Below are 25,650 nucleotides of genomic sequence, written 5' to 3'. Positions count from 1 at the left end.
CCTCATATGCGCACGCGAACAACGAACAAGTCACCTTTTCAAGTAGGCACAACTTACGTACAGGAGTCATGGTCATGAATCGCTTTGTCGGCAAGAGCGTCCTCGTCACCGGTGCCGGGTCCGGACTCGGCCGGGCGATCGCGCTCGCCTTCGCCGCCGAGGGCGCGAACGTGGTCGCCGCGGGACGCACCGCGTCCTCCCTCGACGAGACGGTCGGACTCATCGAGGCGGACGGCGGTACTGCCGTCGCCGTCACCGCCGATGTCACCGACTCCGGTCGGCTGCGTCACCTTGTCGGCCGGAGCGTCGAGCGCTTCGGCGGTCTCGACATCGCGGTGAACAACGCGGGCATCCTGCGCGGCTCGGGGCTCGTCGGCGACGTGAGCGAGGAGGACTGGGAGGCGGTGCTGCGGACCAACGTCACCGGCGTGTGGCTGGCCATGAAGCACGAGATCGCGCACATGAAGGACAACGGCGGTGGCGTCGTCGTCAACATCGCCTCCAACCTGGGCGCACACCGGCGCATCCCGAACGCCGCCGCGTACATCACCTCGAAGGCTGCGGTCTCCGCGCTGACCCGGGCCGCCGCGCTCGACCACATCCACCAGGGCATCCGGATCAACGCGGTCAGCCCGGGGGCCTCCGCCGCGCCCATGTCGCTGCGGCCCGGCGAGAGCGAGGCCGACCGCGCGGAGCGGATGAAGACCGAGACTCCGCTCGGCCGCGTCGCGGAGGCCGAGGAAGTGGCGGCCGCGGTGCTCTACCTCGCCTCGCCCGCGGCCGGCGCGGTGGTCGGCACGGATCTGGTCGTCGACAGCGGGGCCTCGGCCTGAACGAGAAGCGCGGCGGCCGGTCGTGCCGCCGAGCGCGTCCGGGGAGGACGGACGCGCGCGGCGGCACAACACCTAGGGTGACGGCATGGACCTCGCTGACGACCTGATCACCGACCCGTACGGCGCCTACGCGACGTTGCGGACCTCGTCGCCGGTGCACCGGATCAAGGGCACCGACGGGCAGCCGGCCTGGATCGTCACCCGCTACGAGGACGTGCGGGCCGGCCTCGCGGACCCGAGGCTGTCACTGGACAAGAAGAACGCGCTCCCGGGCAACTACCACGGCCTGCGCCTGCCGCCCGCCCTCGACGCGAACCTGCTGAACATGGACCCGCCCGACCACACACGTATCCGGCGGCTGGTCGGCAAGGCGTTCACCCCGGGCCGGGTCCAGCGGCTGCGCGCGCCCGTCCGCGCGATGGCGGACGGGCTCCTCGACACTCTCGGGCAGCAAGGCAGCGCCGACCTGATGGCCGCCTACGCGGCACCGCTGCCGGTCTCCGTGATCTGCGAGCTGCTCGGCGTTCCGCAGGACAGGCGGGGTGATTTCCGCGGGTGGGCGCAGGTGCTGCTCGCCCCGGACCCGGACCGGCCGGAGGCCGGCAGGCAGGCGATCGGCGCCATGCTGGCGTTCTTCGTGGAGCTCATCGAGCACAAACGGCACAGCCCGCAGGACGACCTGCTGTCCGGTCTGATCGCGGCCCACGACGCGGAGGACGGCCGGCTGTCCGAGGACGAGCTGCTGAGCCTGGCCTTCCTCGTCCTGGTCGCGGGGTTCGAGAACACGGTGCAGCTCATCGGCAACGCGGTCGGGGCGCTTCTCCGACACCCCGAACAGCTGGCCGCGCTGCGCAAGGACCCGACGAGAATCCCGGCGGCCGTGGAAGAGGCGGCCCGCTACGAAGGGCCCGCCCTCCTCGCGCTTCGCCGCTTCCCCACGCAGGACATGGTGATCGGGGACGTGATGGTGAAGGCGGGCGAGACCGTGCTGCTGTCGCTGTCGGCCGCCAACCGCGACCCGGACCGGTTCCCCGACCCCGACCGCCTGGACGTCGGACGCGACACGGCCGGGCACCTCGCCCTCGGGCACGGCATCCACTACTGCCTCGGCGCGCCGCTGGCCCGCGCCGAGACGGAGATCGCGCTCCGCGCCCTGCTCGACCGTTTCCCGCGCCTCGAACTCGACGCGGACACCGAGGACGCCGCCCCCTGGCGGCGCTCGCTCCGCGCCCGCGGTCTGGACCGGCTGACGGTGCGGTACCAGGCCGGCCCTTCGCCCTTCATTCGTTCGGGTGAGAACGTACGGGGCTGAGAACGTACGGGGCTGAGAACGTACGCCGCTGAGACCGTACGCGTACGCGTCGGAAGCCGTACGCGACTGAGGCCGCGGCCCGCCCGAATTCCCCCGGGGCGGGCCGCGGCGGTCCAGTGGTTACCTCTGTTCGGTGTTGATGCAGCTGGCCCAGCCGTTGCCGATCGCGAGGCTGCTGTTCTCCCAGGTGCTGCGGTAGAAGTTCTTCGTCCCACCGTCGGTGTGGTCGTAGGTGAAGCGGGCCATGCCGCCCTCGCCGTCCCAGGTCACGTACGCCTTGTAGTTGTGGCGCTGGCAGTCGTTGGGGAAGGGCCAGTCCGGGTCGGCGTGGGCGGGGGTCACCGCCATGAGGAGGGCCCCCACGGTCGCGGTGAGGGCGGTGGCTGCGTTCCTGAGTGGCTTGCGCATGAGTGCTCCTTGGTCGTGCCTGGTCGTTCTCGGGTGGGTTTCGTCCGGCCGTCCGGTGCCTCACGAGGAGGGCTGCCGTGGCGGGGTGATCGCAGTTTGTGGTGGTCCGGAACCGCTGTGCAAGGTCGTCCCGGTTGCTTCCCGGATGTCGGGATCCCTATCGTTCCGACCTGCTGGGACACCGCGATCCCGGGACGGGGGACGGCCCGCTGAAGCACCGTCACGGACACGGAGAGGTCCACACCGATGGCCGACGGACAGGGTGAGGGGACGGTCGCTCCGGCGCAGCGGTTGGGCGCGGCGCTGCGGGCCCTGCAGCAGCGCTCCGGGCGGACCTTGCGGTCCCTGGAGGCCGAGGTGCTGATCAGTGACTCGTCGCTCTCGCGCTATCTGCGCGGCAGCACGGTCCCGCCGTGGTCCACCGTCAGGGACCTGTGCCGGGCGCTGGGCGCCGACCCGGTCGCCTACCGGACGCTGTGGGAGGCCGCCGACCGGAGTCAGAGCGCGGCAGGACCGGAAGCGCCGCAGATCACCGCCGTCGTGCCGGTACGGGTGCGGGCACCGGGCGAGCAGGAGCCGAAGCCCGAGCCGACGCCGACGCCCGTACGTGCCGCCCGCTGGGCGCGGTTGCGCGAACGCTGGACGGTCACCGTCGCCGGCGTGCTGGCGGGCGGGCTGCTCGGCGCGCTCCTCACCCTGTTCCTCGCCATGCCCGACCGGGGCCCGGCGCAGCACTCCGCCGGGCCCGCGGCGGCCGTCGGGCCCGCGGACCGGCCCGGCCGGTCAGAGGCGGTGCGGCCCTTCATCAACCGGGCCACCGGGCACTGCCTGGACCACAGCCTCGACCACGGACTGCGCACCTACCCGTGCAACGGGCTGAGCTACCAGAGGTGGACGGTCCGCGCCCTGCCCCACGGCGCCTTCCAGGTCCGCAACCACGCCACCGGGTCCTGCCTGAACAGCGGGGCGAGCGCGCTGCGCGTCGGCGGCTGCGCCACCACCCCGTCCGGAACGTGGTCGGTCAGGGCATGGCCCGACGAGTCGGTCGGCCTGGCCAGTACGGCGACGGGAGCCTGCGTCGAGGACGGCACCGACGGACTGCGGCCCGCCCGGTGCGGGCGGACGGACCGTCAGAGGTGGGGATAGCCGTGGGCGCGGGTGTACGGGTCAGCCGCCGATGTCCGAGTTCTGTGCGGCGGTGACGATCGCCGCCGCGTCCTCGGGCAGCAGATACCCGGCGTCGACGGACGCCTGAGCTGCCGCGCGGACCTTGGCCACGTAGCCGGCGTGCGTCGGGTAGAGGCGGCTGAGCACGGGCTCGGAGGTGGCCGGGAAGCGCGGGTCGGACGGGTCGCCCTCGTCGTGCGTGTCCCAGGCGTCGGCGTCGCCGTTCCAGGGGTCGCGGGCGCCGTACAAGCCGCAGAAGACGCCGCTGTCCGTGGTGTCGCGGGAACCGGTGAGCGTCCGGGTCGGCACGGTGACGTCCGGGAGCCGGACACCGCCGGTGGCCAGGCCGGTCGCCGGGTCACGCAGGACGGTGCCCAGGTACTGGCCGCTCGGCGGTCGCGGGCCGCCGCGCGCCCAGCCGGCCAGATGGCGCAGGGCCGCGTTCATCGACCAGTGGCCGGGCCCGTCGTTGAACGGGGCCGAACCGGCGGCGCAGTCGGGCGACGGCGCCGCCTCACCCGCCGACTTCCGCACGGTCGCGTTGCCGACGTCGTAGGCCCACTGGTCGCCGTGCGCGGTGCCGGCCAGCTCCCAGTGCACGACGCTGTCGGTGTCGGGCTGCCGGGCGGCCGCGGCGCCGGGCACGTCGGTCTCGGTGAGTACGACGAACGTCGGCTCGGACAGATCGGTCCTGATCCGCGACGGGTTCGGCATCAGGAGGGTGTCGGCGAGCACACCGCTGATCGGGGAGGCGATCGCGCTGTTGCTGTGCACCATGAAGCCGTCGTAGACCCCGGCCACCGGATGTACGGCGTTGACGTACGTCGTCATGAAGCCCGCCGACTGGGATTCGCCGTCGGCGAGGAGCGTCCTGACCGGGAGGCCGCCGAGCGGGTCCGGGCCGTCGGGGGACCGCAGCGCCTGCCCGGCCTGGGAGAAGATGTCGTAGGCGAAGGCGTCGCCGGGGTGGACGAGGCTGCCGTAGCGGGCCGGGTCCCAGCCCTTGAGGCCCTTGATCTGGCCGAGGCCGCCGTTGACGCCGACGGCCTGCGCCGAGACGCCGACCCAGGCGTAGCCCTGGCGCAGCAGCTCCTCGCGCTGGAACCAGTAGTCGGGGGAGAGGTCGAGCTGGCCGCTGACGTTGAGCCATTCCACGACCACCGTGCCGTTGAACTTCGCCGGGTCGGCGGGGCGGCGCACCAGGAGGCGGCTCTTGTAGTCGGCGGTGCCGGACGCGCGGACCTTCCACCGGCCGTCCGAACCCCACAGGCCGGACTTGGCGTACGAGGTGGCCGTGCCGGAGAGGAAGTACTCCCGCTCGGTGTAGCCGAACGAGCCGAGGTCCTCCGCGGCGGCGAGGAACGGGAAGCCGTGGCTGCCCTCGGGCGGCAGTGTGACGGCCGGGCCCGCGACCGCGGCGGAAGCGGTCGAGGGGGTGGTGAGGAGGGCGCCGCAGAGCAGCGCCCCCAACGCGGTTGCGGTGACGGACCGCCGGGACGACCGGGCGAATGTGCGCACGAGGTGCCTCCGTGAATACGGGTCCCCAAAGGGCTGCGACCGCAGTGTCGAGGGGGTTGTGGCGCACCGGCATCGGCGATTCCACCGGTGTCCGGCGGCGGCTCGGGGCCGGGTCAGGAACGGTCGCTGTCCTGGCGCAGGTAGGTGTTGAGCCGTTCGATGGCCGAGGGGTTGCGCGGGCTCTCGACGAGGTCGGCGTAGTCCAGGGTGTGGATCCGCCGGTTCTTGATCGCGGAGACGTTCCGCAGCGGCGGGTACGAGAGCAGGAACTCCTTCTTCTGCGCGGCGCTCGTCGAGCCGTAGTCGTTGATGAGGATGACGTCGGGGTTCCGCTTCACGACGGTCTCCCAGCCGACCGTCGTCCACGAGTCCTCGAGGTCGTGCAGCAGGTTGACGCCGCCTGCCTCGCTGATGATCTGCTCCGGCGCGGCGTAGCGGCCCGAGGTGAACGGCTGGTCCTGGCCACTGTCATAGAGGAAGACCGAGGGCTTGGCCGTGTCGTCCGCGCCCTTGGGGGACTTCGCCCGCACGGCGGCGACCCGCGCCTTGTACTGCGCGACCAGTTTCCGGGCGCGCTCCTCGACGCCGAAGATACGGCCGAGATTGTCGAGGTCCGTGTAGAGCGCGTCGAGCGGCGGCATGATGCCCCGCGAGGTGCCGGTGACGGCGTTGCGGCAGGACTCGGTGAGCAGATACGTGTCCACACCTGCCTTGTGCAGCTCGTCGGGTGTCAGTGTGTTCTCGTTGAACCCGTAGTTCCAGCCCGCGAAGACCAGGTCGGCGCGTGCGTCGAGGGCGATCTCCTTGGTGACGCGGTCCTTGCCGAGCCACTTCACCTTGTCGTACGCGGCCTTGTACGGGAGGTCGTCGGTGTCGCCCTTGTCGGCGGGCATGACGTATCCGGCCATGCGGTCCTCCAGGCCGAGCGCGAACATCAGCTCGGTGATGCCGACGTCGTTGGTCACCACCCGCTCGGGGCGCTTGTCGTACGTGACCTTCCTCCCGCAGTTGGTGACGGTCACCGCCTGCGAGGCGGTGTTCTCGGAGTCGGAGGCGATGTCGGCTCCGCAGGCGGTCAGGGTGAGGGCGGCGGCGAGGCCGAGCGAGGCGGTGGACACGAGCTTGCGCACGGGGGCCTTCCAGAGGGCGAGGGGGTCAGGGAGTCAGGGGGCGAAGGGTTCACGGACCAGCTGGAGCTGGTCGAACAGGAACTGGGTGGCGCCGGTCTCCGGGTGGCGCACCCGGTGCGCCCGTACGCCGAAGACGTCGGCGAGCAGCGCGGGGGAGAGGACCTCGTCCGGCGGGCCGGAGGCGACGATCCGGCCGCCGTGCAGCACGTGCAGCAGGTCGCAGTGGGCGGCGGCGAGGTTGAGGTCGTGCAGGGCCGCGAGCACGGTCGGACCGCTGACCCGGACCCGGCGCAACACGTCGAGCTGGTGGGCGATGTCGAGGTGGTTGGTGGGCTCGTCCAGGACGAGGACGCGCGGCTCCTGGGTGAGCGCGCGGGCGATGAGCACACGCTGTTTCTCGCCGCCGGAGAGCGACAGGAAGCCACGTGTCGCGAGGTGTGCCACCCCGGCCTGTTCCAGGGCGTGCGCGCAGAGCTCCCGGTCGCGGGCGGCGGTGCGGTCGCGGTGCGGGAGGCGGCCCATCGCGACGACCTCGGTGACGGTGAAGTCGAAGTCCGCGGCCGACTCCTGCGGGAGCGCGGCGAGCAGCCGTGCCGCGGCCCGTGGAGTCATGCGGTGCACGTCCACGCTGTCGACCCTGACGAGCCCGGCGTCGGGGCGTCGCGCCCGGTAGACGCACCGCAACAGGGTCGACTTCCCGCTGCCGTTGGGGCCGACGAGCCCCACGAAGGTGCCGGCGGGGACGTCGAGGGTCACCTCGTCGACGAGCCGTACGCCCGCCACCTCGACCGACAGTTCTTCTACGTCGAGCCGCACGTGTCTTCCTCCTCGGGGTCGCTCAGCAAACCTGGGATGTGTCAGCGCCCGGCGAGCGCGTGGCCGCCGCGCCGCATCAGCAGCAGGAACGCGGGCACACCGAGCGCGGCCGTCACCACGCCCACGGGCAGTTCGGTCGGGGCGAGCAACACGCGTGACAACACGTCGGCCCACACCAGCAACACGGCCCCGGCGAGCGGCGCGACGGCGAGGACGCGGGTGTGCGAGGCGCCGACGAGCATGCGCACGAGGTGCGGCACCATCAGGCCGACGAAGCCGATCGCTCCGCTCACGGCGACGACCGTGCCCGTCACCGCCGCCGTCACGACGAACAGTTCGCGCCGGAGGCGGTCGGGCGGCACGCCGAGCGCCGCGGACGTCTCGTCGCCCATCGCGAGGGCGTCGAGCGAGCCCGCCCGCACCCTGAGCCACAGCCAGCCCGCCACCACGGTCGCGGCGACCAGCGGCACCTTCGGCCAGGTGGCCCCGCCGAGGCTGCCGAGCAGCCACATCATGGCCGCGCGCGCCGCCTCGCCCCGTTCGGCGCCGAACACCATGACGGTCGTGACGGCCTGGAACCCGTAGGCGAGGGCCGTGCCGGTCAGGACGAGGCGCAGCGGGCTGAGTCCGAGAGGCGAGCGGGCCACCGCGTAGACGATGAGGGTCGCGGCGAGCGCGGAGAGGAAGGCGGAGAAGGAGAGCGCCCAGACGCCGAGCCCGGCGAGCGCGCCGAACAGGATGACCGCGTTGGCGCCGACGGCGGCGCCGGAGGAGATGCCGAGCACGAAGGGGTCGGCCAGGGCGTTGCGCACCAGCGCCTGGACCGCGACGCCGACCGCGGCGAGGCCCGCGCCGACGACGGCCGCGAGGACGACGCGCGGGAAACGGATCTCCCACACGATGGTGTAGGCCCCCGCGTCCGCGCTGGTGAGGCTCCCGCCGCTGAGCCCGGCCCACATGAGCCGCGCCACCTCCCGCCAACCCGTCCCCGTGGCCCCGAGCGCGACCCCGCACGCCAGCGAGACCACCAGTACGAGCGCGAGCCCGATGACCAGGGGGACGGTGGGCAGGTGTCGCCGGCGCGCGCGTGAGACACCCGCGGGGGCTGGGGCAGCGGCGGTGCGGAGCAAAGCGGGCGCACATCCTCCGGGTGGGCGCCACGGCTGCAACGCAGGGCACCTGCAACCCGGAAGGGCTACGGCGGTCCCTGCTCGCAGTCCACGGCGAGCGGTCGACGGGTCGCACACCTGCCGTGAGTGATCGGACTCGCGGGCCAGTACTCATACGTAACAGGCCACGCACACCGTTGCGGGACAGCGCCGGACTCGCACCGGCTTCCCCCACGGAAGGCAGCCGAAGCGTAGCAAGCCGGAGTCAGGGGCGGGGCAGGTGGGCGGTACTTACCGATTGCGCAGGTGGGCGGTGTTCACCGATGGCGCGGGAAGGCGGTGTCCGTCTCGCTCAGGTCACCACGCGGGATCGATCTCCGCGTGCAGGGGATGGTGGTCCGAGTACGGGCTCGGGCGGACCTGGTGGGTGAGGGGGGCGATTCCGCGGAGGAAGATGTAGTCGAACTTGCTCTGCCAGTCGGTGGTCGGCTCGCAGGCGCCGCCGTCGGGAAAGGGGCGGCACGCCGGGTCGGCGTCCTCGGCCAGTCTCCACATCGGGCGGAGTTCGGACGCGTCCGGTACGGCGTTGAAGTCGCCGAGGACGATCGTGTGGTCGTGGCGGGCGACCTCGGCGGCGAGCACGCGGGCCTGGTCCGCCCTGATCTCCGGTTGCTGCCGCTCGGCGAAGTGGGTGTTGAAGACGCGGACGGAGCGGCCGCCCACCTTGGTCGTGACGGCCATGTACCCACGGTCCTCGGAGCCGCCGTCGGGGTACTCCACGTTCACGTGGTCGGTCATCGGCGCCGCGGAGAGGATGGCCTGACCGTACGCTCCGCCTTGCCACGGCAGACCGCCGCAGCGGTTCCAGTTGCGCAGCACCGACCCGTACTCGACGTCGTAGACGAGGCCGTAGAAGACTTCCAGGTAGTCCCGGATCTTCTCGACGTCACGGACACACGCCTCCTGCAACCCGAACACCTGCGGCGCATACGTGGCGATCTCCGCGGCCCGGCCCATGTTCTGCCCGCTCCCGCACGGGTTGCAGATGTTCCACGTCAGGACCCGGTTCGGCACGATGTCCTTGGCGGCATCGGCGGGCAGCGGCTTGGCGATCAGCGCGCCGCTCGGCGCGCTGGGGCCGATGAGCACGATGCAGAAGGCGGCCATGGCGATCGCGAACAGACGTGTGCCGCGTCCGAGCACCATCGCCTCCCTTGAGTGGACGAACATGCGGTCACATGCCATCACATGAGGTCTTCGTAGCACGAGAGTAGGCGACAAGGTGTGACCGGCACACGTCCGGGTCGAGCCGTTGTCACCGGCGCGCGGCGTGCGATCATCGACCCGGCCCACGTCGGTGATGAGTGACCGTGATCGGAAGGGACTTCGATGGACGAGAGCGAGTTGGTGCACCTGCGCCGCTGCGTGGAACTGGCCGCCGAGGCCCTTGACGACGGGGACGAGCCGTTCGGCTCCGTACTCGTGGACGGCTCGGGCACGGTCCGCGCCGAGGACCGCAACCGGATCGCGGCCGGCGACGCCACCCGCCACCCCGAGTTCGCACTGGCCAGGTGGGCGGCCGAGCACCTCTCCGAGGAGGAGCGGCGCGCGGCCACCGTCTACACCTCCGGCGAGCACTGCCCGATGTGCGCGGCGGCCCACGCCTGGGTCGGGCTCGGCCGCATCGTGTACGTCGCCTCCTCGGCCCAGCTGAGCCAGTGGCTCGCCGAGTGGGGACGCCCGCAGGCGCCGGTGCGAGCCCTGCCGGTCCAGGAGATCGCGCCGCACGTGACCGTCGAGGGCCCGGTCGCCGAACTTGCGCCGTGGGTCAGGGAGTTGCACCGGCTGCTGGCCGAGCGGTCGTCGCACGACTGACGACGACCGCGCCGGTCAGGTGCGGCCGCGGACCCGGCCGGTCAGCGCAGACCGGCGAAGAGGTCGTTCTCCGGCAGGGGCGCGCCGGTGGTGTCCTGGACCCGTACGAACGTCTCCAGGCCCATCAGCTCGCCGAACCGCTCCTTGCCCATCTTGAGGAAGAAGATGTTCTCGCCCTGGCTGGCGTGCGCGGCCAGGGAGTCGAACTTCTGCCCGCTGAACGCGGTGGTGTCCACCCAGGTGGAGATCTCGTCGTCGGGCAGGCCGATCTCCGCCAGCGCCTCGGCCTCGGCGGGGTCCGGCTCCGGCATGTCCTCGCCGAACTCACGCATGATCTCGCCGAACCGCTGCATGCCCGAGCGGGGCATCGTCGTCCAGTACACCTTCGGGGCCAGGCCGGTCAGCTTCAGCGCGGCCATCGTGATGCGGTTGGCCTGAATGTGGTCGGGGTGGCCGTAGAAACCGTTCTCGTCGTAGGTGACGACGACGTCGGGGCGGTAGTGGAGCATGAGCTCCGCGAGCCGGGCGGCGGCCTCGTCGACGGGGGTCTGCCAGAAGGCGCCCGGGGCGTCGTTGCTCGGCCAGCCCATCATCCCGGAGTCGCCGTAGTCGAGCATCTCCAGATCGCTGATCTTGAGGACCTCACAGCTCGCCTCGAGTTCCTGACGGCGCATCGCGGCGACGGCCGCCGGATCGTGGCCGGGATCGCCCGGCTTCACCCCTCCCGGCCCGTCCCCGCACGCGCCGTCGGTACAGGTCACGAGCACCGTGCGGACGCCGTCCGCCGCGTAACGCGCCAGGACGCCACCGGTGCTGGTCGCCTCGTCGTCGGGGTGGGCGTGCACAGCCATGAGCGTCAACGGCCGGTCAGTCATGGAACAGTCCTCCTGCGGACATATGTCTTTCGGTAAGAGGGCGCGGCGGACGTGCGACGGTGCCGGTCCCTCGTCGCCTGCAACACCGCGGAGTGTCCGTGCTGTTCCCGGCGGATCAGCCCGCGGCGCGGTACAGGCCACGCCCCGCGCGCCGCAGGCGGTCGGTGCCCACCAGCCGGTCGAGGGTGCTGCGGACCGCGTTGATGCTGCCCGAGTCGGTGTCCCGCCCGAGCGCGGCGGCGACGTCGCGGGCCCGTACACCGGCCCCGCCCGTCGTCGCGAAGTACTCCAGGATCTGCTCGGTGAGGCGGCCGTACGTGCCTCCGACGGTTGCGGCGTCCTGTTTCGGCTCGGCCGGGCGCTTCTCCGCCTTCACGGACGGCGCCGCTCCTTCACTCACCTGGACGGGGCCCGGCCGCAACACGTCCTGGAGCGCCCGCAGCGCCTTCTGCACCGAACCCAGGTGGGCGACGACGGCGGCCAGTTCGCGCTCCAGCGCGCGCTTCTGGGCCTCCAGGCGGTGCAGCTCCTCCTGGAGGGTGCCCGTCGCGGACTCGATGCTTTGTGTGGTGTGTGCTGCGGAGACCATGTGTTCCTCTCGTCTGCGGCCCTTCCTCGCTGCTCATCAGCGCTGTCCAGGCTACCGGGCGGAGGTGGAGCGTGTGAGATGTGATGGTGGTTTCTTTGCACTGCGGCGGCAGCGCCTCCCGGAACTTGTGACACGTTGGTTGTCGGTGCGCCCAGGCGGCCCCGGCCATGTCCGCGTAGCGTCGTACCCGGCATGTCACGAATCGGCTTCAGGTTCTGTCCTAGGAGTGGGGGACCTCCCCGGACCGGATCCGTTCGCCTCTCTAGGAGTACGCCGTGGACGACGACATCGTTCTGGAGCCCGCCGCGCAGGAGTTCGCCGACGCGACCGCCGTGCCGCCGCCGCTGTACGAGCTCGGGGTCGAGGGCGCCCGCGAACCGCTCGACGAGGTGCAGGCCGGACCGGCCGGGAAGCTGGACGTGGACGAGAAGTGGATCACCGTTGCGGCCGGGGCCGGGGCCGGGGCCGGGGCCGGGGCCGGCGATGTGCGGGTGCGCATCGCCGACCCCTTCGGCGGCACCGGCGTCCTGCCGGTCGCCGTCGACGAGAACGACGTACTGCGCGACGAGGGGGAGGCGTACGCCCGCAAGCTGACCCGGGCCGGCGTCGCTCCCACCGGCATCCGCTACAACGCGACCCCGCACGACTTCATGATGCTGAATCCGGTCCGCGCCACCCAGGCGTCGACGGCGGCGATCGCGCAGGCCGTCCAGGTCCTGCGCGAGGCGCTGGGGACGGCGTGAACACCGGTGAACAGGCCGCGCGTGGCCTGGCCGACATGGAGGCGTACCTGTCCCGCGAGGCCCGTCTGAGCGCCGCGCGCCAACGCGTCGCCGCCTTCATCGCGCGCACGGACGGACTGACGTACGAGCAGCGGAGAGACCTCGAGGAGTGGTATCTCGGGGAGCAGATCTACGTGGCCCGCATGGTGACGGAGCACATCGCCGAGAGCGTCGGCGCGGTGGAGGCGGCCCACCACATCCGGTTCGCACGGTGGCTGCGAGGCACACTGTTCGCCATGGTGGTGACGATCGTGGTGACCTTCGTATGCACGGCGGTCGTCGTGGGATCGCTGACCTGACGCCCGGATCCGTGGCCCGGCCGCCCGGTATCGTGACGGGCGGGGAGGCTGCCATGGACATGTTCGACAAGATGCGGGCGCACGCGTTCGCCGAGCGGGCCCGCCGTGAACTGCTCGCCACCGGCGAGCGCGTCCGGGTGTGGCGGACCACCGCGCGGGCCAACCCCCTCACCCCGCAGGAATCGAGCGCGGCCCCTGGGGCGGAGGCCGGGGACGGCGAGGTCGGCCGAGGGGCCGCCATATGAAGCAGCGCGAGCGAAAGAAGCTCACCCGGCGCCTCTTCCACGCGATCCGGGCCGGTGACCCGGCCGGCGCGCGGGCCGTGCTGCGGGCCGGGGCCCACCCCGAGTGGACGAACGGCGAAGGCACCACCCTCCTGTACACGGCGGCCGTGCAAGGAGAGGCGGAGATCGTCCGCCTCCTCCTGGCGGCAGGCGCGTCGCCCGACGCCGAGAGCGAAGGGATCGGCGCCGAGGGCACACCGCTGTGCGCCGCCGCCTGCTGGGGTCACACCGAGGCGGTACGTGTGTTGTTGGCACACGGTGCGGACCCGGACCTGCGCGAGGACCACGGCACCGGATGGACCCCCCTGCAGTGGGCGGGCAACGGCCCGCACCCCGAGACAGCCGCGCTCCTCACCGCCGCGGCGGGCGCGTGAAATGGTCGGTTACCTCACAGAAAAAACACAGACGGCGAGAGCAACTGTCCGCTTCTGTCCGGGTTTCACGGCCTCCATCGGAGCTGAACGGCGCCAAAAGGAGCGGCCCGGAAGCCGTTCATGATCGTACGATCCTGCCCGTGAACATACGCCGCACTCTCTCCCTCGCCGTGGCCACCGCCGCCGTCGTCCCCGCCTTCTGCCTGACCGCCGCCCCGGCGTTCGCCGCCGCGCCCACGGCGGCCGACGAGACGGCCCGGCCGACCTATGACGAGCTGAAGAAGGCCGCGGAGGACGCGGACGCGGCGTACGAGAAGGCGTCCGCCGACAAGAAGACGGGCCTGGAGAAGCTGAAGGAGCTCTTCGACGCCCTCGATCACGACGACACCAACCCGCTGCGCGCCGCGTACCTCGTGGCCGACAAGGCGTACACCACCGCCAAGGACGACCGGAAGGCGGCGGACGACGCCGTCACCGCCGCAGAGGAGAAGCTGAAGTCCGCGGACGAGGCCGACAAGGCCGCCGCGCAGACGGAGCTGGACACCGCCCGCACCGCCGCCGAGACCGCCGCCGCCACCGAGCGGGACGCCGAGGCCGAGCGGGACAAGGCGCGCGAGGCGATCGTCGACGTACGTGTCAAGGCGTCCCGTGACTACAACGGGCTGACCAACGCGGAGCAGAAGGCCGCCGAGGACAAGAAGAACGCGCACGCCGCGCTCGACGCCGCCCGGGAGTGCGTGCGCACGGACGACCTCACCGTCCTCGCCAAGGGCCTGCCGCAGAAGATCGTCGCCGGAACGACGACCGACTTCACGGTCACCGTCGCCAACAGCACCGACCGCACCCTGACGGTCCGGCCGCTGATGATGTTCCGCCTCGACGCCACCAACGACCGTCAGCACTTCATGACGGTCCAGTGGTCGCGCGACGGCGCGCCGTGGCAGGAGCTCGACCAGATGGAGGAGCACCCGACCACGCTCGAGTCGATGAAGCCCGGCTCCTCGACCGATCTCCACCTGCGCCTCACGCTGGTCGACAACACCCCGGCCATGAAGGCGTGGGGGCTTCTCGCGGGCGATGCGGGGGACGTGTACAACCCGTGCGTGCTCGGCCCGATGAAGCGCTACGACTTCTCCGTGCTGACCGCCGGCAGCGAGACGCCCGCCCCGGGCGACGCCGAGCCCGGCGAGGTCCCCGACAAGGACCGGCCGACGCCCGGCGACACCCCGGAGACCGACACCCCGAAGGACACGCCCCAGGGCGGCACCTCCGGCAAGCCGGTGCAGGACGCGGCGGACGAGCGGAGCGGCGACCTCGCCTCGACGGGCTCCTCGAACGTCGTGCCGACCGCGGCGATCGCCGCCGGCGCACTGGCCCTCGGCGCGGGTGCAGTGGTCATCGCACGGCGCCGACGCGCCAACAGCTGATCCACGCGGTGGGCGGGCGCACCCGCGCCCGCCCCGGTCCGCTGACACTCACCCTCATAGAAAGTGCTGCACGGCGCGCGTGGCGACCTCCGCGGCGCGAAAGCCCAGCGGACGCTTCGCCCAGCGGCCGGGATCGACCTTCACACTGTGTGTGACATCGTTCTCGTAGTCCGCGTCGAGGGCGGCGGTGAACTCGGGGTCGAGCACGGCGAGCATCACTTCCTCGTCGTGGTCGAGGGAGCGCCGGTTGAGGTTGGCCGAGCCGATGAGCGACGCGGTGCCGTCCACCGTGACGATCTTGCAGTGGAGCATGGTCCGCTGGTACTCGCGCACGCTCACCCCGCACTCGAGCAGCCGGTGGTAGTGGTGGCGCCCGGCGATCCGGCTGATCTGCTTGTCCGTGTGCGGCCCCGGCACGAGGAGTTCGACCTCGACACCACGGCGCGCGGCGGTGCACAGCAGTTCGACGAAGTGGTCGTCGGGCGAGAAGTAGGCGGTGGCCAGGCGCAGCCGGTGCTCGGCGGACTCGATCGTCGCCCGCAGCAGCGTCTGGATGTCCTGCCAGCCGATACTGGCCGACCCGCGCACCACCTGCACGACGGAGTCGCCCTTCGGCTCGTGCTCCACGAACCGGTCGCGCTCGTCGAAGAGTTCGTCGTGGCACTCCGCCCAGTTCTGGGCGAAGGCGGCACAGATGCCGTCGACGGCCGGGCCCTCCACCTGGACGTGCGTGTCACGCCATTCGTGCGGCCCGCGGGCGTCCCCGCACCACTCCTCGGCGATGCCGACGCCACCGGTGAACGCGGTCACCTCGTCGACGACGAGCACCTTGCGGTGACAACGGTGGTTCTGCTTGAACGGGGACAGCAGCAGGGGCTTGCGGAACCAGGCGACGTCGACTCCCGCGTCGTCCATGAGGTCGAGCAGGTCCCGTTCGATGGTGCGGCTGCCGAACGCGTCGAGCAGCAGCCGCACGCGCACACCGGCGCGCGCCCGCCCGGCGAGGGCCTGGGCGAACTCCCGCGCTATGTCGCCCTTCCAGTAGACGAACGTCATCATGTCGACGGTGTGCCGCGCCTCACGGATCGCCCGCAGCATGGCGGGGAAGATCTCGTCGCCGTTGCGCAGGGGCGTCAGCTTGTTCCCCTCGGTCGCGGCCACGCCGATGAGACGCTCCATACGACGCCGCAGCCGCTGCGTCCGATCGGGCTGAGATCTCCCGGAGGCCGGTTCGGCAACGGGGGCCGCGGTGCTGACAGACATGAGTTTCTCCAGGTCGGAGCGGAGACGGTGGCGCGCATCCGCATGCCCCGTCACGTTTCGTTCACACCTGGCGTCCAGGTCTTCCGGCGCGGAGACAGCCACCGCCCACGCCCACCCGTGAACGGCGCCGCGGAACCCACCGGCCCGCTCCCGCCCGACGAGTTCACCCCTCCTCTCCTCCCCTCACCTCCACCGCACGCGACGCCACTCGGACGACTCGGGGGTGTTTCGCGAGTTTCGTTCGGCCTCCTCGTGCGGGAGCCACGCGTCGAGGAAGGTCAGCGACACGGAGCTTCGTGGTCCCCCGTGCTGATGCGTTTCCGCGGAGTCGTCTCCACGCCTCTCATCTGTCCGTACGACGTCGACGGGTTCCAGCGACCCACGTCACGTCAGGCGGTGAACGGGGGTGTGGCTCCCGGATACTCGGCATAGCCGAAGCGGTACCCGGCGAAGTCGGCGACGTGGACGTACCCGAGACGCCGGTAGAGCGCGTTGCTGGTCGGGTTCTCCGGGTCCGTGAACAGGACGACGTCCGTCGCGCCCGCGGTCAGGGCGGCGCCGCTGGTCTCCACCGTGACGGCTCCGGCGTAGCCGCGGCCGCGGAGGTGGGCCGGGGTGTAGACGGGGTCCACCCGGACCATGCCGCCGACGGCCGAGGTCGCCGCCGCCATGGCGACGGGTGTGCCGTCCGGGGCCTCCCAGAAGGTGAAGTGCCGGTCGCCGAAGCGGGATTCGTCCCAGCGTCCGGCGTCGATCAGGTCGAGCGAGAACTGTTCACCGACCTCGACACAGAACTCACGGCACCAGCGCACGACCCGCTCCCGGTCCGCCCGGCCCGCGACGCGCCCCCGCCCCTCGGGGCGCGGCCGGGGCGGGGTGAGCGTGGCGAGCCGGTACAGGTGTGTCCGCCAGAAACGTGTCGGCGCCGCGCCCGTGTGCTGGTGCCATGCCTCGGCGAAGGCACCGGCGGTGTCCCGGTCGGCGATGACGTAGGCCGGGGTGTGCCCGAGGCCGGCCAGGTGTGCGGCGAGCGTGTGAGCCTGCTCGGTGGAGAGCGGGGTGAGCCCCAGGCGGCCGCGCGGAGTGACGTAGAGAATCGCCCGCACCTCGCCGCCCGCCTCCAGCCGGCCGAACACCGGGGCGTCGGCTGCCCCGACGACTCCGGCCGACGGGCCTGTGCGGAGTATCTCGATGTCGGTCAGCGGGGTGTTGTGCAGGGCGGGGCGCGAACGCAGGAACTTGCCGGCTCGGGCGAGGAAGTCGTCGACGTCGTGGGCGAGGTACCAGCCATCGGGAAGCATGCCTCATGATCCCCGATGTATCTGGGGTATGTGGCAGGGAGCCGGGGCCGGTTCTCACACAGGTACAGGTACAGGCGCAGGGCACAGGCGGCAAAGACGACGGGCCTTCCCCGTGTGGACGGGGAAGGCCCGTCGTCTCTGTCACCGGGTGATCAACGGGTGGGCGCTGTGACCCAGCCCTTCGCCACCAGCTGGTCGCAGTGCGACTTGCCCTGGGACGGGGACTCGCCCTTCGCCTTGGTGGCCGCCAGGCAGTCCTTGTAGGGGAACGGCGGCCCGTCCTGGGGGGCGGGGGCCGCGCTCGCCACCGAAGCGGCAAGGCCGGTGGCGGCGATGGCCGTGGCCAGGGCAATGCTGAACCGACGCATGGAAGTGCACCTCTCGCTGAGTACGGGACCTACACGATCACCAACGGTCCCGGTCCCGCGACGGCACGCTCGGCCCACGGCCCCCACCCGTATGCAGGAACCGACCTCCGCGGCCACTGGAATCCGGACGCGTCGCGCGATGACGTCCCCTACGTTGCTCAGCACCGCCGAGAGTTTCGCGGGCTGGGTGGCGGAGCGAGCCGGCCTCGACCACGCTTTCTGCGACGCGGATCTGCCCGCCGCTGGAACATCGGCTGAGGGGGCTCAGGCGCCGTCCGCCCAGCGGCGGAGCGCGGCGCGGTCGGGGAAGTGGGCCACGTTCTTGTCGTGGGGGTGCGAGGTGTACTGGTGGAAGAGCCAGTCCGCCTGGATACGGGGTTCGCCGGCGGTGACGTAGTCGGCGATCCAGAGGCCGTCGCCGGCGTAGGAGGCGGTGTCGCTGTTCAGCCAGAAGTCGCGGTTCGTGTAGAGGACGACGCGGTGGTGCGGCCGTAGCTTCTTCAGCCTGCGGATGAAGTAGTCCTTCTCCTTGCTGGAGGCGTGACTGCCGTTGCCGGTGGCCTCCCAGTCCACGGCCAGTACGTCGCCGGCCGTGTCGGGGATCTTGGACAGGAAGTGGCGGGCCTGGGCGCGGATACGGCCCGGCCACAGGAAGTGGTAGTAGCCCACGACCAGTTTGGCCCGGCGGCCCGTTCGTGTCTGGGCTTCGAGGTGGGGGTTGGTGTAGCTGCGTCCCTCGGTCGCTTTGATGAAGACGAACGACTGGTCGTCGGTCTCATAGGACGGCGGCTGGTATGCGCTGATGTCGAGGCCGTGAAGCATGTGGGGGGCTCCTCGCCGTGGTTCGTGACTGGCGCTGCCCGAGTGATGCCCGCTGCGGCCACGACGACCCGCACCCCGTTGTTCGAACGTGGATCTGGCTGATCACCCATATGGGTGCGCGGGGGCGGGCCCAGCGGGGTGCAGGGGCTGACAGGGCAGGTCTGTTGGACGGGCCCGACGCCCTGAGAGGATTCCGGCATGTTCGATTTCGGGATCGAGGGCTACCGGCCGCGATGGTCGAGCGGCCGTTCCTCGGTCGTGGCGGGCCATGGCCATCGCTTGCGTGCGCTCGTCGGCCGGCCGTTGACCTGCGTATGGCTGGTCTGGGACCTCGAGGACGACGAGTGGTTCCGCGACTGTCCGGTCCTGCTCGACTTCTCCGGGGAACGGGTCGAGATCAACCACCGCAAGTTCGACGATCTCTCCATCACGTGGAACACGGTGGACCCCGCCCGACCTGTTCTGTGGCCGGGACTGGAGCTCCGGTGGCGGTTCGACGCCGACGCCGAACTGCTCGGCCTGCGGGGCCAGGTCCTGCGGGACGTAGAGCTGCTCGAGTGGAGTGGGAGGGACGCGGCGGAGGGAACGCTCGCCGTCAGCTTCCTCTTCCGCCGCGACCGACTGACCATCGCCAACGCCCTCGACGAGAACGAGCTGACCCTGGGGCCGCCGGACTCGCGCTACCGGCCGCACTCTCGCCGTGTGCGGACGTGTCGGATCGCCGGGGATTCAGATCCCGGCTCTTGAAGTCGCCGCTACTTCGGCTCCGTCGCGATCGCGATGAGGTTGCCGCAGGTGTCGTCGAGTACGGCGGTGGTGACGTCGTCCATCTCCAGCGGCTCCTGGATGAAGCGCACCCCGAGGTCGCGCAGGCGCTCGTACTCGGCGTGGACGTCGTCGACGGCGAACTGGGCGAGCGGGATGCCGTCCTGGACGAGGGCGTCGCGGTAGGTGCGGGCCGCCGGATGGCCGGCGGGTTCGAGGAGGAGCTCGGTGCCGCCGGGCTCGTCGGGGGAGACGACTGTCAGCCACCGGTCCTGGTCGCCGACGGGCACGTCGTGCTTCTTCACGAAGCCGAGGACGTCGGTGTAGAAGGCGAGGGCCTTCGCCTGGTCGTCGACGAAGATGCTGGTGAGGTGGATCTTCACGGTGCGTTCTCCTGTGGTTCGGTGACGGTCTCGTCCGGTGACGGTCCCGGGGAGCGGCCAGCCTCGGGTGATCTGCCGCAGAGGGGCCGTGTTCAGGTCGTGGAACTTGTAGCGCCCCTCCCGCCTGCTCTCGACGAGCCCGGCGGCCTCCAGTACCGCCAAATGTAGGCGAGGATCAGTTCTTCCTTGCCCTTGAAGTGCCGGTGGACTTGGCGTGCGGGCGGCTGTTGAAGTGTCGCCGTCGGGGTCGCTGTCGCCCTGGCCGAACGGATCGTGGTCACCGCCAGCCACCCGAGATAGAGACCGCCGCCCAGTTCCAGCACCGGTACCTCGCCGACCGCGGCTTCGCCCGCATCGGCATCTGCACCGGCGGCCACTGCGCCGACGTCAACCTCGACCAGTCACCCGCCGGCCGCCGCCGACTGAAGGCGATCCGGCCGGCCCGGGTGGCCCTTTCTGCTTTGGTCTGGTTGAGCGGGTGCGCATTGGACCTGTTAGGCGGGGTGGTCACGGCAGCAGAGTGACGGGCATGGACACAGCGATGACAGCGGCCGACGAAGCGGGCGCGGGGACTGGTTACGTGCACGGTTACTCGGAGAGTGAGGCGACTCGGCTAGGTGAACAGGCGGACACTTTGGCCGCGTTGCTCCACGCGGGCACGGTCTACCCGGCGGGCAGCCGGGTGCTGGAGATCGGTTGCGGGGTGGGTGCCCAGACGGTTCACCTGGCACGGACGCACCCGGGGGCGCACATCACCGCGGTCGACCGGTCCCGTACTTCCCTGGCGCAGGCTCGGGCCCGCGTCGAGACGCACGTACCGGGGGCGCGAGTGGAGTGGTATCGCGCCGACTTGTTCGACCTGCCTTTTCCCGACGCCGAGTTCGACCACGTCTTCATCTGCTTCGTCCTGGAGCACCTGTCCGACCCGGAGCAGGCGCTGGCCGGGCTGCGGCGCGTACTGCGGCCCGGGGGCGGCATCACCGTCATCGAGGGGGACCACGGTTCGGCGTTCTTCCATCCGGCCAGCGCACGCGCCCGTGCTGTCATCGACTGCCAGGTGCGGCTGCAGTCCGCGACGGGCGGGGACGCGTTGCTCGGGCGGCAACTGCAGCCGCTGCTGACACGTGCCGGTTACGACGACGTCGTGGTGCGTCCGCGCACGGTGTACGCCGACGAGACGCGGCCCGCGCTGGTCGACGGCTTCACGCGCAACACCTTCACCGCCATGGTCGAGTCGGTCCGCGACGAGGCGCTGGCGGCGGGGCTGATGAGCGCGCACGACTGGGATCTGGGCGTCGCGGACCTGCAGCGCACCGCGCAGCCCGGAGGAACCTTCCTCTACACGTTCTTCAAGGCCGTCGCCCAGAACCCCGCTATGTCCCGGTGACGCCGTCGAGCTGTTCGCGGATGAGGTCGGCGTGGCCGTTGTGGCGGGCGTACTCCTCGATCATGTGCACCAGGATCCAGCGCAGGGAGACCCCTCGGTCGCCGAGGCGGCTTGCTTCGTGTCCGGAGAGGTGACCGGAGTCGTCCAGTGACGCGTCGGCGGTCAGCTCGCGGCCTCGGACGATCTCCGCTCGCCAGAGAGCCGTCGCTTCGTCGAGTCCTCGGTCCGGCTGGAGGGCGAAGCCGTCGATGTTGTGCTGTCCGAAGACGGGTGGCCTCTGCAGGCCTGCGAAGATGCGCTGGAACCAGTTGCGTTCCACCTCGGCCATGTGCTGGACCAGGCCCAGCAGCGTCATGGGTGAAGGGGACGCCGGAGCGAGCCGTAACTGGTCGTCGCTCAGCCCTGAACACTTCAGGGCCAGCGTCGCTCGGTGGAAGTCCAGCCATGCCTCCAGCATGGTGCGCTCGTCGGCGTGCGGGGGCGGGACGGGGCGGCCGTCGGGTGTCGTTTCCATGGCTTCACCGTGGCAGTCGCGGGCACCGCCCACGTCCGGCTTCGCCGCCGACGAACACGGGCGGGGCTGTGATCACGCCCGCGCTCCGGGTGCCGGTAGCCGCATGAGTGATGTGGTGCGGGCGGGACCGTGGGGACCGGTGGCGGGCTCGGCCCCGCCGCGATCGGCACGCTCGCCGGCGCCGGTGCCTGCACGCTCGGCAATGTGTGGCTGGCGCGGCGCGGGGCCCGGCACCGTAAGCGTTCGGGGAGCGGGCGGGGCCCGTCGCAGCCGGGGGAGGGGGAGCAGGGCGGGTCCGGTACGGCGCTGGCGCTCGGCGCGTTGCTGGACGGGGTGCCGGAGTCGGCGGTCATCGGCGTCAGCCTGCTCCAGGGTGGGGCGGTGAGCCTGGTGACCGTGGCGGCGGTGTTCCTCAGCAACGTACCCGAGGGCCTGTCGTGTTCAGCGGGTATGAAGCGGGCCGGGCGCGGCAGGGCATACGTGTGAAGATCCGGTGCACGCTTCCGGGGGCGATCGCCGGCGTCCGTCGCACCCCCGGCCCGCCGCATCTACACGGCTGTAGATTCTGGCCAACTTCTGATCTTCTGGTGGCTGAAAACAGCCCATCGGCCGATATGGCCCACCCGCGCCGAGGCCTCGTACCGCGGGCGATTCCCTAGGTGTTCATCTAGTGGGCGGAGTGTTCGGGCGCCCGTTGACGATCTGTTGAAATCCGGACATCACGCCTGGTCGCGAGGGGGAGTCGGGGGTCCTTCACTCGGCTCTCAGCAGGCGTTTCGACGCCGTCAGCACTGGGCTGCGCGGTCGCCCGAGGACGCTGTTCGGCGCGGCATCCGAGGCGTGATCACGGTGATAGCATCCCGGCATCCGCGATCTTGATCCACTCGTCCAGCGCGCCGCCTTGCGACGCTCCCCCCGCATGTGCTTCGCCCACCGGGCGATGCCCCGGGCCGTGTCGTGGCCCCCGACGACGTGCATCTGTCGCTCACTGCATGCCATGCGCCGAGAAAGGTTTCCATGACACGAGACGCACTTGTGTGGTGCCTGGTTGCGATAGCCGCGATATCCATCGCCGCTGTCGTGGCACTCACCGCCCGCAGTAGAGCCCTCGCGGCGAAGAAGAAGCAGACCGAGGTCGAGCTGCGCCAGCAGTTGTCCACCCTGAACAGTCAATTGCACGTCTCCCGCGTCGAGTTGCAGCGCATCTGGGACGAGCGCGACGGCGCCATCCTGGAGGCGAAGGAAGCCGCGGAGGAGAACACCAAGGCCGTCCTCAAGGGCGCCGCCAGCTTCCTGCAGAGCCTCGCGGCCGAGCAGACCACGCTGCTCGACGGCGTCCAGCGGCGGTACGGAGGACACGCCGTCCTCAGCGACCTCCTGGACGTGAACCACGCCAACGCCCAGATGGCGCGCAAGGCGCAGGGCATCGCCGTGATGTGCGGCGCGCCCCTCGGCCGCCGCTCCAGGCCGGCCAGCGTCTACGACGTGGTCCGCAGCGCCCAGGGCCAGATCCGTAACTTCAACCGGGTCGCCATCATGCAGCAGACAGGGCTCGCGCTGAAGGCGTCGGCCGTCGCGCCCGTGGCGCTCGCCGTCGCGGAGCTGCTTGACAACGCTGCCAGCTTCTCCCAGCAGGACGCCCCGATCGAGGTGACGTTCCAGCGGGTGCAGAACAACCTGTGCATCGTCATCGACGACGCCGGTGTCAGCATGAGCGACGAGGACCGGCAGCGGGCGACCGCGCTGCTCTCCGGCAACGATGTCCCCCGCCTGTCGCAGCTGGGCAACCAGCCGAAGTTCGGTTTCCCCGTCATCGGCCTGATCGCCCGTCAGTACGGCTTCAAGGTGGATGTCACCGGAGTCTCCCGGTACGGCGGCGTCCGCGCCGTCGTCCTGCTGCCCGAGGAGCTGTGGACCATGGAGGAGACGCCCCCGCAGGCCGATGACGCGCCCGTGCCCGCGCAGCCGAGGGAGGCGGCGGTCAGCCCGATCCGCCAGCCCGAGCCGCGCTTCGAGGCCGAGCCGCTCACGGAGACGCGCACCGAGGCGCCGAGGCGAACGGTGCACGGTCTGCCGAAGCGGGGAGCGCGTCAGTCCCCGGTCACGAACGTGTCCGATGCCGCGACCGGCCGGCCGGGCCCCCGGGGCGCCACCGAGGTGCCGCGCACCTCGGGCCGGAGCCTCGGCGCCTTCCAGCGGGGAACGATGTCGGGCCGCAACCTTGAGGCGGCGCCGGCGGAAGGGTCCGAAGACGAATGACCGCAGACCTGTCCTGGATGCTCCAGGACATCGTGCAGAACGTGCCCCGGGCGCGCCACGCCGTCCTGCTGTCCGCCGACGGCCTGCCCCGCGGCGCGACCGAGGGCCTGGACGCGAAGGACGTCGGCACCATCTCCGCCGCGATGGCCGGCATGCAGTCCCTCAGCCGGGCCACCGCCCACTTCGCCGGTCCGGAGAAGGACGGCGAGTGGAGCCAGACGATCATCGAGTTCTCGCACGGCTGGATCTTCCTGATCGGGGCCGGTCAGGGCGCCTACCTCGCCGCGGCGGCCGAGCCCGACGTGGACATGCAGCAGATCTCCTTCCGCATGCACCGCCTGGTGGCCCGGCTCGGCAACAACCTCACCTCCGCGCCGCGCGTCCCGACGGACGAGGGCGCGGCCAACGGCGGGGGCGACGCCGCACGGCAGTCGGCCACGAGCGGTTCGGGGTTCGTGCTGCCCGCCCTCGACAAGGCCGTCGCGGAGGTGCGGGGCGCCCGGCACGCTGTACTCCTCGGCGGCGACGGGCTGCCGATCGGGGCGACCGCGGGAATGCCCCGGGACATGGCGGACACCATCTCCGCCGCCATGACCGGCATCCACGCCTACAGCCGGGTGACGGCCCAGTTCGCGGGGGACGTCGAGGAGCCCGCGTGGCGGCAGACCGTCATCGAGTTCTCGCACGGCTGGATCTTCCTGATCGCCGCCGGGGGCGGGGCCTTCCTGGCCGCGGCCGCCGAACACGACTGCGACATCGAGGAGTTCACCACGCGGCTGCACGAGGTGGTGCCCGATCTGACCGCGCAGTCGGCGTACGGCGGGGGAGCCGCTGATGTCTGAGGACCCGGACGAGGGGCCCGAGCTCACCGCCCCGTTAGTGCCGCTGTTCGTGATCACGAACGGGCGCGCCCTGCCCCCTGAGCACCAGTACGAGCACACGGCACTGGTGACCGCCGCCCGCGACGGCGAGACCGCCGTACGGGGACTGTCCCCCGAGGCGCGTACGGTCGTCGACCTGGTCGCCGACGGATTCCTGTCCGTCGCCGAGGTGGCCGGCCACACCCACCTGCCGCTCGGCGTCGTGCGCATCCTGCTCGCGCAGCTGGAGGAGGGCGGCCTGATCCTCGTCAGAAAGCCCATACCGCGCGCCGAACGGGTCGACAGGGAACTGGTCAGCGCCGTCCTCAATGGCCTGAAGAACCGATTCGGAGCGTGACTTCTTGTACCTGGATCCAGACGTCTCCCATGCGGTGAAGATCCTCATAGTGGGGCACTTCGGGGTCGGGAAGACCACCTGCATCGGCGCCCTTTCCGAGATCGAGCCGCTGCGCACCGAGGAGGAGATCACCGAGGCCAGCGTCGGCTTCGACGACCTCTCGGGCACGCCGGACAAGACGACCACGACCGTGGCCATGGACTTCGGCCGCCTCAGTCTCAGTGAGTCCCTCGTCCTCTACCTGTTCGGCACGCCCGGCCAGGAGCGGTTCAAGGAGATGTGGGAGGAGCTGTCGCGGGGCGCCCTCGGCGCGCTGGTCCTCGTCGACCCCGAGCGCCTGGACGAGTCGTTCCCGGTCCTCGACCTCGTGGAGCGGTTCGGCCTGACGTACGCGATCGGCGTCAACCACTTCGACGGCACCGTCGACTACCCGCTCGAGGAGGTGCACGAGGCGCTGAACCTCTCGCCCGAGACGCCGGTCGTCAAGTGCGACGTACGCGACGAGCAGTCCGCGGCGCAGGCACTCATCACCCTCGTGAAGCACCTCATGTCCCTGCTCGCCTAGGAGCCCC

Annotated in this window: 29 protein-coding genes, 1 pseudogene and 1 riboswitch; of the genes and pseudogenes, 16 read left to right on the top strand and 14 right to left on the bottom strand. The window is 71.2% G+C overall.

What is annotated here, in order from left to right:
• Nucleotides 1-74: 74 nt before the first annotated feature.
• Nucleotides 75-833: an SDR family NAD(P)-dependent oxidoreductase gene (locus tag ACH4RC_RS27310; RefSeq protein WP_398205639.1), complete on the top strand. Its 759-nt coding sequence runs from the start codon at nucleotides 75-77 to the stop codon at nucleotides 831-833.
• 85 nt (nucleotides 834-918) lie between these two features.
• Nucleotides 919-2,145 (top strand): cytochrome P450, encoded by a 1,227-nt coding sequence (locus ACH4RC_RS27305; RefSeq protein ID WP_398205637.1) that lies wholly within the window; start codon nucleotides 919-921, stop codon nucleotides 2,143-2,145.
• 120 nt (nucleotides 2,146-2,265) lie between these two features.
• Here ACH4RC_RS27305 and ACH4RC_RS27300 read toward each other — a convergent pair whose 3' ends face one another.
• Entirely contained in the window at nucleotides 2,266-2,553 is a 288-nt protein-coding gene (locus ACH4RC_RS27300) for a hypothetical protein (RefSeq protein ID WP_398205635.1), read from the bottom strand.
• 246 nt (nucleotides 2,554-2,799) lie between these two features.
• Between ACH4RC_RS27300 and ACH4RC_RS27295 the strand changes: the two genes are divergently transcribed.
• A complete protein-coding gene (locus ACH4RC_RS27295) occupies nucleotides 2,800-3,699 on the top strand; it encodes a helix-turn-helix domain-containing protein (protein WP_398205634.1) in 900 nt (299 codons plus the stop codon).
• A 21-nt stretch (nucleotides 3,700-3,720) separates the two neighbouring features.
• On the opposite strand, the gene ACH4RC_RS27290 is transcribed toward ACH4RC_RS27295, so the two are convergent.
• The 5 genes from ACH4RC_RS27290 to ACH4RC_RS27270 form a co-directional block, all read right to left on the bottom strand.
• Nucleotides 3,721-5,238 (bottom strand): alpha/beta hydrolase domain-containing protein, encoded by a 1,518-nt coding sequence (locus ACH4RC_RS27290; RefSeq protein WP_398205633.1) that lies wholly within the window; start codon nucleotides 5,236-5,238, stop codon nucleotides 3,721-3,723.
• Nucleotides 5,239-5,351: 113 nt separating this feature from the next.
• Nucleotides 5,352-6,368 carry an ABC transporter substrate-binding protein gene (locus ACH4RC_RS27285; RefSeq protein ID WP_398205632.1) on the bottom strand — a complete coding sequence of 339 codons (1,017 nt, stop codon included), beginning with the start codon at nucleotides 6,366-6,368 and terminating at the stop codon, nucleotides 5,352-5,354.
• A gap of 33 nt (nucleotides 6,369-6,401) precedes the next feature.
• Nucleotides 6,402-7,184 (bottom strand): ABC transporter ATP-binding protein, encoded by a 783-nt coding sequence (locus ACH4RC_RS27280; RefSeq protein WP_398205630.1) that lies wholly within the window; start codon nucleotides 7,182-7,184, stop codon nucleotides 6,402-6,404.
• 41 nt (nucleotides 7,185-7,225) lie between these two features.
• On the bottom strand, nucleotides 7,226-8,254 hold the full coding sequence (locus ACH4RC_RS27275) for a FecCD family ABC transporter permease (protein ID WP_398205782.1): 1,029 nt from the start codon (nucleotides 8,252-8,254) through the stop codon (nucleotides 7,226-7,228).
• A gap of 163 nt (nucleotides 8,255-8,417) precedes the next feature.
• Nucleotides 8,418-8,547: riboswitch (cobalamin riboswitch) on the bottom strand.
• Between the two features lie 103 nt (nucleotides 8,548-8,650).
• The gene (locus tag ACH4RC_RS27270; RefSeq protein WP_398205628.1) at nucleotides 8,651-9,523 is read right to left on the bottom strand and encodes an endonuclease/exonuclease/phosphatase family protein; all 873 of its coding nucleotides are present in this window, start codon (nucleotides 9,521-9,523) and stop codon (nucleotides 8,651-8,653) included.
• A 159-nt stretch (nucleotides 9,524-9,682) separates the two neighbouring features.
• Between ACH4RC_RS27270 and ACH4RC_RS27265 the strand changes: the two genes are divergently transcribed.
• The gene (locus ACH4RC_RS27265) at nucleotides 9,683-10,168 is read left to right on the top strand and encodes a nucleoside deaminase (RefSeq protein ID WP_398205627.1); all 486 of its coding nucleotides are present in this window, start codon (nucleotides 9,683-9,685) and stop codon (nucleotides 10,166-10,168) included.
• Between the two features lie 41 nt (nucleotides 10,169-10,209).
• Here ACH4RC_RS27265 and ACH4RC_RS27260 read toward each other — a convergent pair whose 3' ends face one another.
• Both ACH4RC_RS27260 and ACH4RC_RS27255 read right to left on the bottom strand, forming a co-directional pair.
• Nucleotides 10,210-11,043 (bottom strand): PIG-L family deacetylase, encoded by an 834-nt coding sequence (locus ACH4RC_RS27260; RefSeq protein ID WP_398205625.1) that lies wholly within the window; start codon nucleotides 11,041-11,043, stop codon nucleotides 10,210-10,212.
• Nucleotides 11,044-11,158: 115 nt separating this feature from the next.
• Nucleotides 11,159-11,632: a hypothetical protein gene (locus ACH4RC_RS27255; RefSeq protein WP_398205624.1), complete on the bottom strand. Its 474-nt coding sequence runs from the start codon at nucleotides 11,630-11,632 to the stop codon at nucleotides 11,159-11,161.
• Nucleotides 11,633-11,907: 275 nt separating this feature from the next.
• Between ACH4RC_RS27255 and ACH4RC_RS27250 the strand changes: the two genes are divergently transcribed.
• The 5 genes from ACH4RC_RS27250 to ACH4RC_RS27230 all read left to right on the top strand — a co-directional run bounded on the left by ACH4RC_RS27250 (nucleotide 11,908) and on the right by ACH4RC_RS27230 (nucleotide 14,798).
• Nucleotides 11,908-12,375 carry an alpha/beta hydrolase gene (locus tag ACH4RC_RS27250; protein WP_398205623.1) on the top strand — a complete coding sequence of 156 codons (468 nt, stop codon included), beginning with the start codon at nucleotides 11,908-11,910 and terminating at the stop codon, nucleotides 12,373-12,375.
• Nucleotides 12,372-12,713, top strand: coding sequence for a hypothetical protein (locus tag ACH4RC_RS27245; protein ID WP_398205621.1), 342 nt, complete (start codon nucleotides 12,372-12,374; stop codon nucleotides 12,711-12,713). Before ACH4RC_RS27250 ends, ACH4RC_RS27245 begins: the two co-directional genes overlap by 4 nt.
• 53 nt (nucleotides 12,714-12,766) lie before the next feature.
• Nucleotides 12,767-12,958: a hypothetical protein gene (locus tag ACH4RC_RS27240; RefSeq protein ID WP_398205619.1), complete on the top strand. Its 192-nt coding sequence runs from the start codon at nucleotides 12,767-12,769 to the stop codon at nucleotides 12,956-12,958.
• Nucleotides 12,955-13,371, top strand: coding sequence for an ankyrin repeat domain-containing protein (locus tag ACH4RC_RS27235; RefSeq protein ID WP_398205618.1), 417 nt, complete (start codon nucleotides 12,955-12,957; stop codon nucleotides 13,369-13,371). The genes ACH4RC_RS27240 and ACH4RC_RS27235 overlap by 4 nt, the downstream gene beginning before the upstream one ends.
• Before the next feature lie 140 nt (nucleotides 13,372-13,511).
• Nucleotides 13,512-14,798 carry an LPXTG cell wall anchor domain-containing protein gene (locus ACH4RC_RS27230; protein ID WP_398205617.1) on the top strand — a complete coding sequence of 429 codons (1,287 nt, stop codon included), beginning with the start codon at nucleotides 13,512-13,514 and terminating at the stop codon, nucleotides 14,796-14,798.
• 54 nt (nucleotides 14,799-14,852) lie between these two features.
• Here ACH4RC_RS27230 and ACH4RC_RS27225 read toward each other — a convergent pair whose 3' ends face one another.
• The 4 genes from ACH4RC_RS27225 to ACH4RC_RS27210 form a co-directional block, all read right to left on the bottom strand.
• The gene (locus tag ACH4RC_RS27225) at nucleotides 14,853-16,061 is read right to left on the bottom strand and encodes a phosphatidylserine/phosphatidylglycerophosphate/cardiolipin synthase family protein (RefSeq protein ID WP_398205616.1); all 1,209 of its coding nucleotides are present in this window, start codon (nucleotides 16,059-16,061) and stop codon (nucleotides 14,853-14,855) included.
• A gap of 389 nt (nucleotides 16,062-16,450) precedes the next feature.
• Nucleotides 16,451-17,362: a GNAT family N-acetyltransferase gene (locus tag ACH4RC_RS27220; RefSeq protein WP_398205615.1), complete on the bottom strand. Its 912-nt coding sequence runs from the start codon at nucleotides 17,360-17,362 to the stop codon at nucleotides 16,451-16,453.
• Between the two features lie 152 nt (nucleotides 17,363-17,514).
• Nucleotides 17,515-17,730 (bottom strand): hypothetical protein, encoded by a 216-nt coding sequence (locus ACH4RC_RS27215; protein ID WP_398205614.1) that lies wholly within the window; start codon nucleotides 17,728-17,730, stop codon nucleotides 17,515-17,517.
• Between the two features lie 264 nt (nucleotides 17,731-17,994).
• Nucleotides 17,995-18,552: a GH25 family lysozyme gene (locus tag ACH4RC_RS27210; protein ID WP_398205613.1), complete on the bottom strand. Its 558-nt coding sequence runs from the start codon at nucleotides 18,550-18,552 to the stop codon at nucleotides 17,995-17,997.
• 198 nt (nucleotides 18,553-18,750) lie between these two features.
• Between ACH4RC_RS27210 and ACH4RC_RS27205 the strand changes: the two genes are divergently transcribed.
• A complete protein-coding gene (locus ACH4RC_RS27205; RefSeq protein ID WP_398205612.1) occupies nucleotides 18,751-19,299 on the top strand; it encodes a hypothetical protein in 549 nt (182 codons plus the stop codon).
• A gap of 8 nt (nucleotides 19,300-19,307) precedes the next feature.
• Here ACH4RC_RS27205 and ACH4RC_RS27200 read toward each other — a convergent pair whose 3' ends face one another.
• A complete protein-coding gene (locus ACH4RC_RS27200) occupies nucleotides 19,308-19,700 on the bottom strand; it encodes a VOC family protein (RefSeq protein WP_398205780.1) in 393 nt (130 codons plus the stop codon).
• A 529-nt stretch (nucleotides 19,701-20,229) separates the two neighbouring features.
• On the opposite strand from ACH4RC_RS27200, the gene ACH4RC_RS27195 reads away from it, so the two are divergent.
• Nucleotides 20,230-21,087 (top strand): methyltransferase domain-containing protein, encoded by an 858-nt coding sequence (locus tag ACH4RC_RS27195; protein WP_398205611.1) that lies wholly within the window; start codon nucleotides 20,230-20,232, stop codon nucleotides 21,085-21,087.
• On the opposite strand, the gene ACH4RC_RS27190 is transcribed toward ACH4RC_RS27195, so the two are convergent.
• Entirely contained in the window at nucleotides 21,074-21,601 is a 528-nt protein-coding gene (locus tag ACH4RC_RS27190; RefSeq protein ID WP_398205609.1) for a DinB family protein, read from the bottom strand. The genes ACH4RC_RS27195 and ACH4RC_RS27190 overlap by 14 nt on opposite strands.
• Before the next feature lie 144 nt (nucleotides 21,602-21,745).
• Between ACH4RC_RS27190 and ACH4RC_RS27185 the strand changes: the two are divergent.
• The 5 genes and pseudogenes from ACH4RC_RS27185 to ACH4RC_RS27165 all read left to right on the top strand — a co-directional run.
• A pseudogene (locus ACH4RC_RS27185) lies at nucleotides 21,746-22,084 on the top strand (ZIP family zinc transporter); the annotation flags it as partial.
• A gap of 534 nt (nucleotides 22,085-22,618) precedes the next feature.
• Entirely contained in the window at nucleotides 22,619-23,860 is a 1,242-nt protein-coding gene (locus ACH4RC_RS27180; protein ID WP_398205608.1) for an ATP-binding protein, read from the top strand.
• Nucleotides 23,857-24,702: a roadblock/LC7 domain-containing protein gene (locus ACH4RC_RS27175; protein ID WP_398205607.1), complete on the top strand. Its 846-nt coding sequence runs from the start codon at nucleotides 23,857-23,859 to the stop codon at nucleotides 24,700-24,702. Before ACH4RC_RS27180 ends, ACH4RC_RS27175 begins: the two co-directional genes overlap by 4 nt.
• On the top strand, nucleotides 24,695-25,078 hold the full coding sequence (locus ACH4RC_RS27170; protein ID WP_398205606.1) for a DUF742 domain-containing protein: 384 nt from the start codon (nucleotides 24,695-24,697) through the stop codon (nucleotides 25,076-25,078). Before ACH4RC_RS27175 ends, ACH4RC_RS27170 begins: the two co-directional genes overlap by 8 nt.
• Before the next feature lie 4 nt (nucleotides 25,079-25,082).
• On the top strand, nucleotides 25,083-25,643 hold the full coding sequence (locus tag ACH4RC_RS27165) for an ATP/GTP-binding protein (RefSeq protein ID WP_394428115.1): 561 nt from the start codon (nucleotides 25,083-25,085) through the stop codon (nucleotides 25,641-25,643).
• Nucleotides 25,644-25,650: the final 7 nt, after the last annotated feature.

The sequence above is a fragment of the Streptomyces sp. NPDC016845 genome, assembly GCF_044332585.1.
In the GTDB taxonomy this organism is placed as follows: domain Bacteria; phylum Actinomycetota; class Actinomycetes; order Streptomycetales; family Streptomycetaceae; genus Streptomyces.
The sequence above is the reverse complement of the archived record's forward strand: the minus strand, read 5'-3'. Positions and strand labels throughout refer to the sequence as shown.

What these genes read in the sequence shown, in the direction of transcription:
- ACH4RC_RS27295 (WP_398205634.1), top strand. Translation starts at nt 2,800, where the DNA reads ATGGCCGACGGACAGGGTGAGGGGACGGTCGCTCCGGCGCAGCGGTTG.
- ACH4RC_RS27170 (WP_398205606.1), top strand. Translation starts at nt 24,695, where the DNA reads ATGTCTGAGGACCCGGACGAGGGGCCCGAGCTCACCGCCCCGTTAGTG.
- ACH4RC_RS27215 (WP_398205614.1), bottom strand. Translation starts at nt 17,730, where the DNA reads ATGCGTCGGTTCAGCATTGCCCTGGCCACGGCCATCGCCGCCACCGGC.
- ACH4RC_RS27310 (WP_398205639.1), top strand. Translation starts at nt 75, where the DNA reads ATGAATCGCTTTGTCGGCAAGAGCGTCCTCGTCACCGGTGCCGGGTCC.
- ACH4RC_RS27270 (WP_398205628.1), bottom strand. Translation starts at nt 9,523, where the DNA reads ATGTTCGTCCACTCAAGGGAGGCGATGGTGCTCGGACGCGGCACACGT.
- ACH4RC_RS27210 (WP_398205613.1), bottom strand. Translation starts at nt 18,552, where the DNA reads ATGCTTCACGGCCTCGACATCAGCGCATACCAGCCGCCGTCCTATGAG.
- ACH4RC_RS27225 (WP_398205616.1), bottom strand. Translation starts at nt 16,061, where the DNA reads ATGTCTGTCAGCACCGCGGCCCCCGTTGCCGAACCGGCCTCCGGGAGA.
- ACH4RC_RS27220 (WP_398205615.1), bottom strand. Translation starts at nt 17,362, where the DNA reads ATGCTTCCCGATGGCTGGTACCTCGCCCACGACGTCGACGACTTCCTC.
- ACH4RC_RS27235 (WP_398205618.1), top strand. Translation starts at nt 12,955, where the DNA reads ATGAAGCAGCGCGAGCGAAAGAAGCTCACCCGGCGCCTCTTCCACGCG.
- ACH4RC_RS27175 (WP_398205607.1), top strand. Translation starts at nt 23,857, where the DNA reads ATGACCGCAGACCTGTCCTGGATGCTCCAGGACATCGTGCAGAACGTG.
- ACH4RC_RS27205 (WP_398205612.1), top strand. Translation starts at nt 18,751, where the DNA reads ATGTTCGATTTCGGGATCGAGGGCTACCGGCCGCGATGGTCGAGCGGC.
- ACH4RC_RS27305 (WP_398205637.1), top strand. Translation starts at nt 919, where the DNA reads ATGGACCTCGCTGACGACCTGATCACCGACCCGTACGGCGCCTACGCG.
- ACH4RC_RS27240 (WP_398205619.1), top strand. Translation starts at nt 12,767, where the DNA reads ATGGACATGTTCGACAAGATGCGGGCGCACGCGTTCGCCGAGCGGGCC.
- ACH4RC_RS27255 (WP_398205624.1), bottom strand. Translation starts at nt 11,632, where the DNA reads ATGGTCTCCGCAGCACACACCACACAAAGCATCGAGTCCGCGACGGGC.
- ACH4RC_RS27195 (WP_398205611.1), top strand. Translation starts at nt 20,230, where the DNA reads ATGGACACAGCGATGACAGCGGCCGACGAAGCGGGCGCGGGGACTGGT.
- ACH4RC_RS27190 (WP_398205609.1), bottom strand. Translation starts at nt 21,601, where the DNA reads ATGGAAACGACACCCGACGGCCGCCCCGTCCCGCCCCCGCACGCCGAC.
- ACH4RC_RS27180 (WP_398205608.1), top strand. Translation starts at nt 22,619, where the DNA reads ATGACACGAGACGCACTTGTGTGGTGCCTGGTTGCGATAGCCGCGATA.
- ACH4RC_RS27260 (WP_398205625.1), bottom strand. Translation starts at nt 11,043, where the DNA reads ATGACTGACCGGCCGTTGACGCTCATGGCTGTGCACGCCCACCCCGAC.
- ACH4RC_RS27265 (WP_398205627.1), top strand. Translation starts at nt 9,683, where the DNA reads ATGGACGAGAGCGAGTTGGTGCACCTGCGCCGCTGCGTGGAACTGGCC.
- ACH4RC_RS27300 (WP_398205635.1), bottom strand. Translation starts at nt 2,553, where the DNA reads ATGCGCAAGCCACTCAGGAACGCAGCCACCGCCCTCACCGCGACCGTG.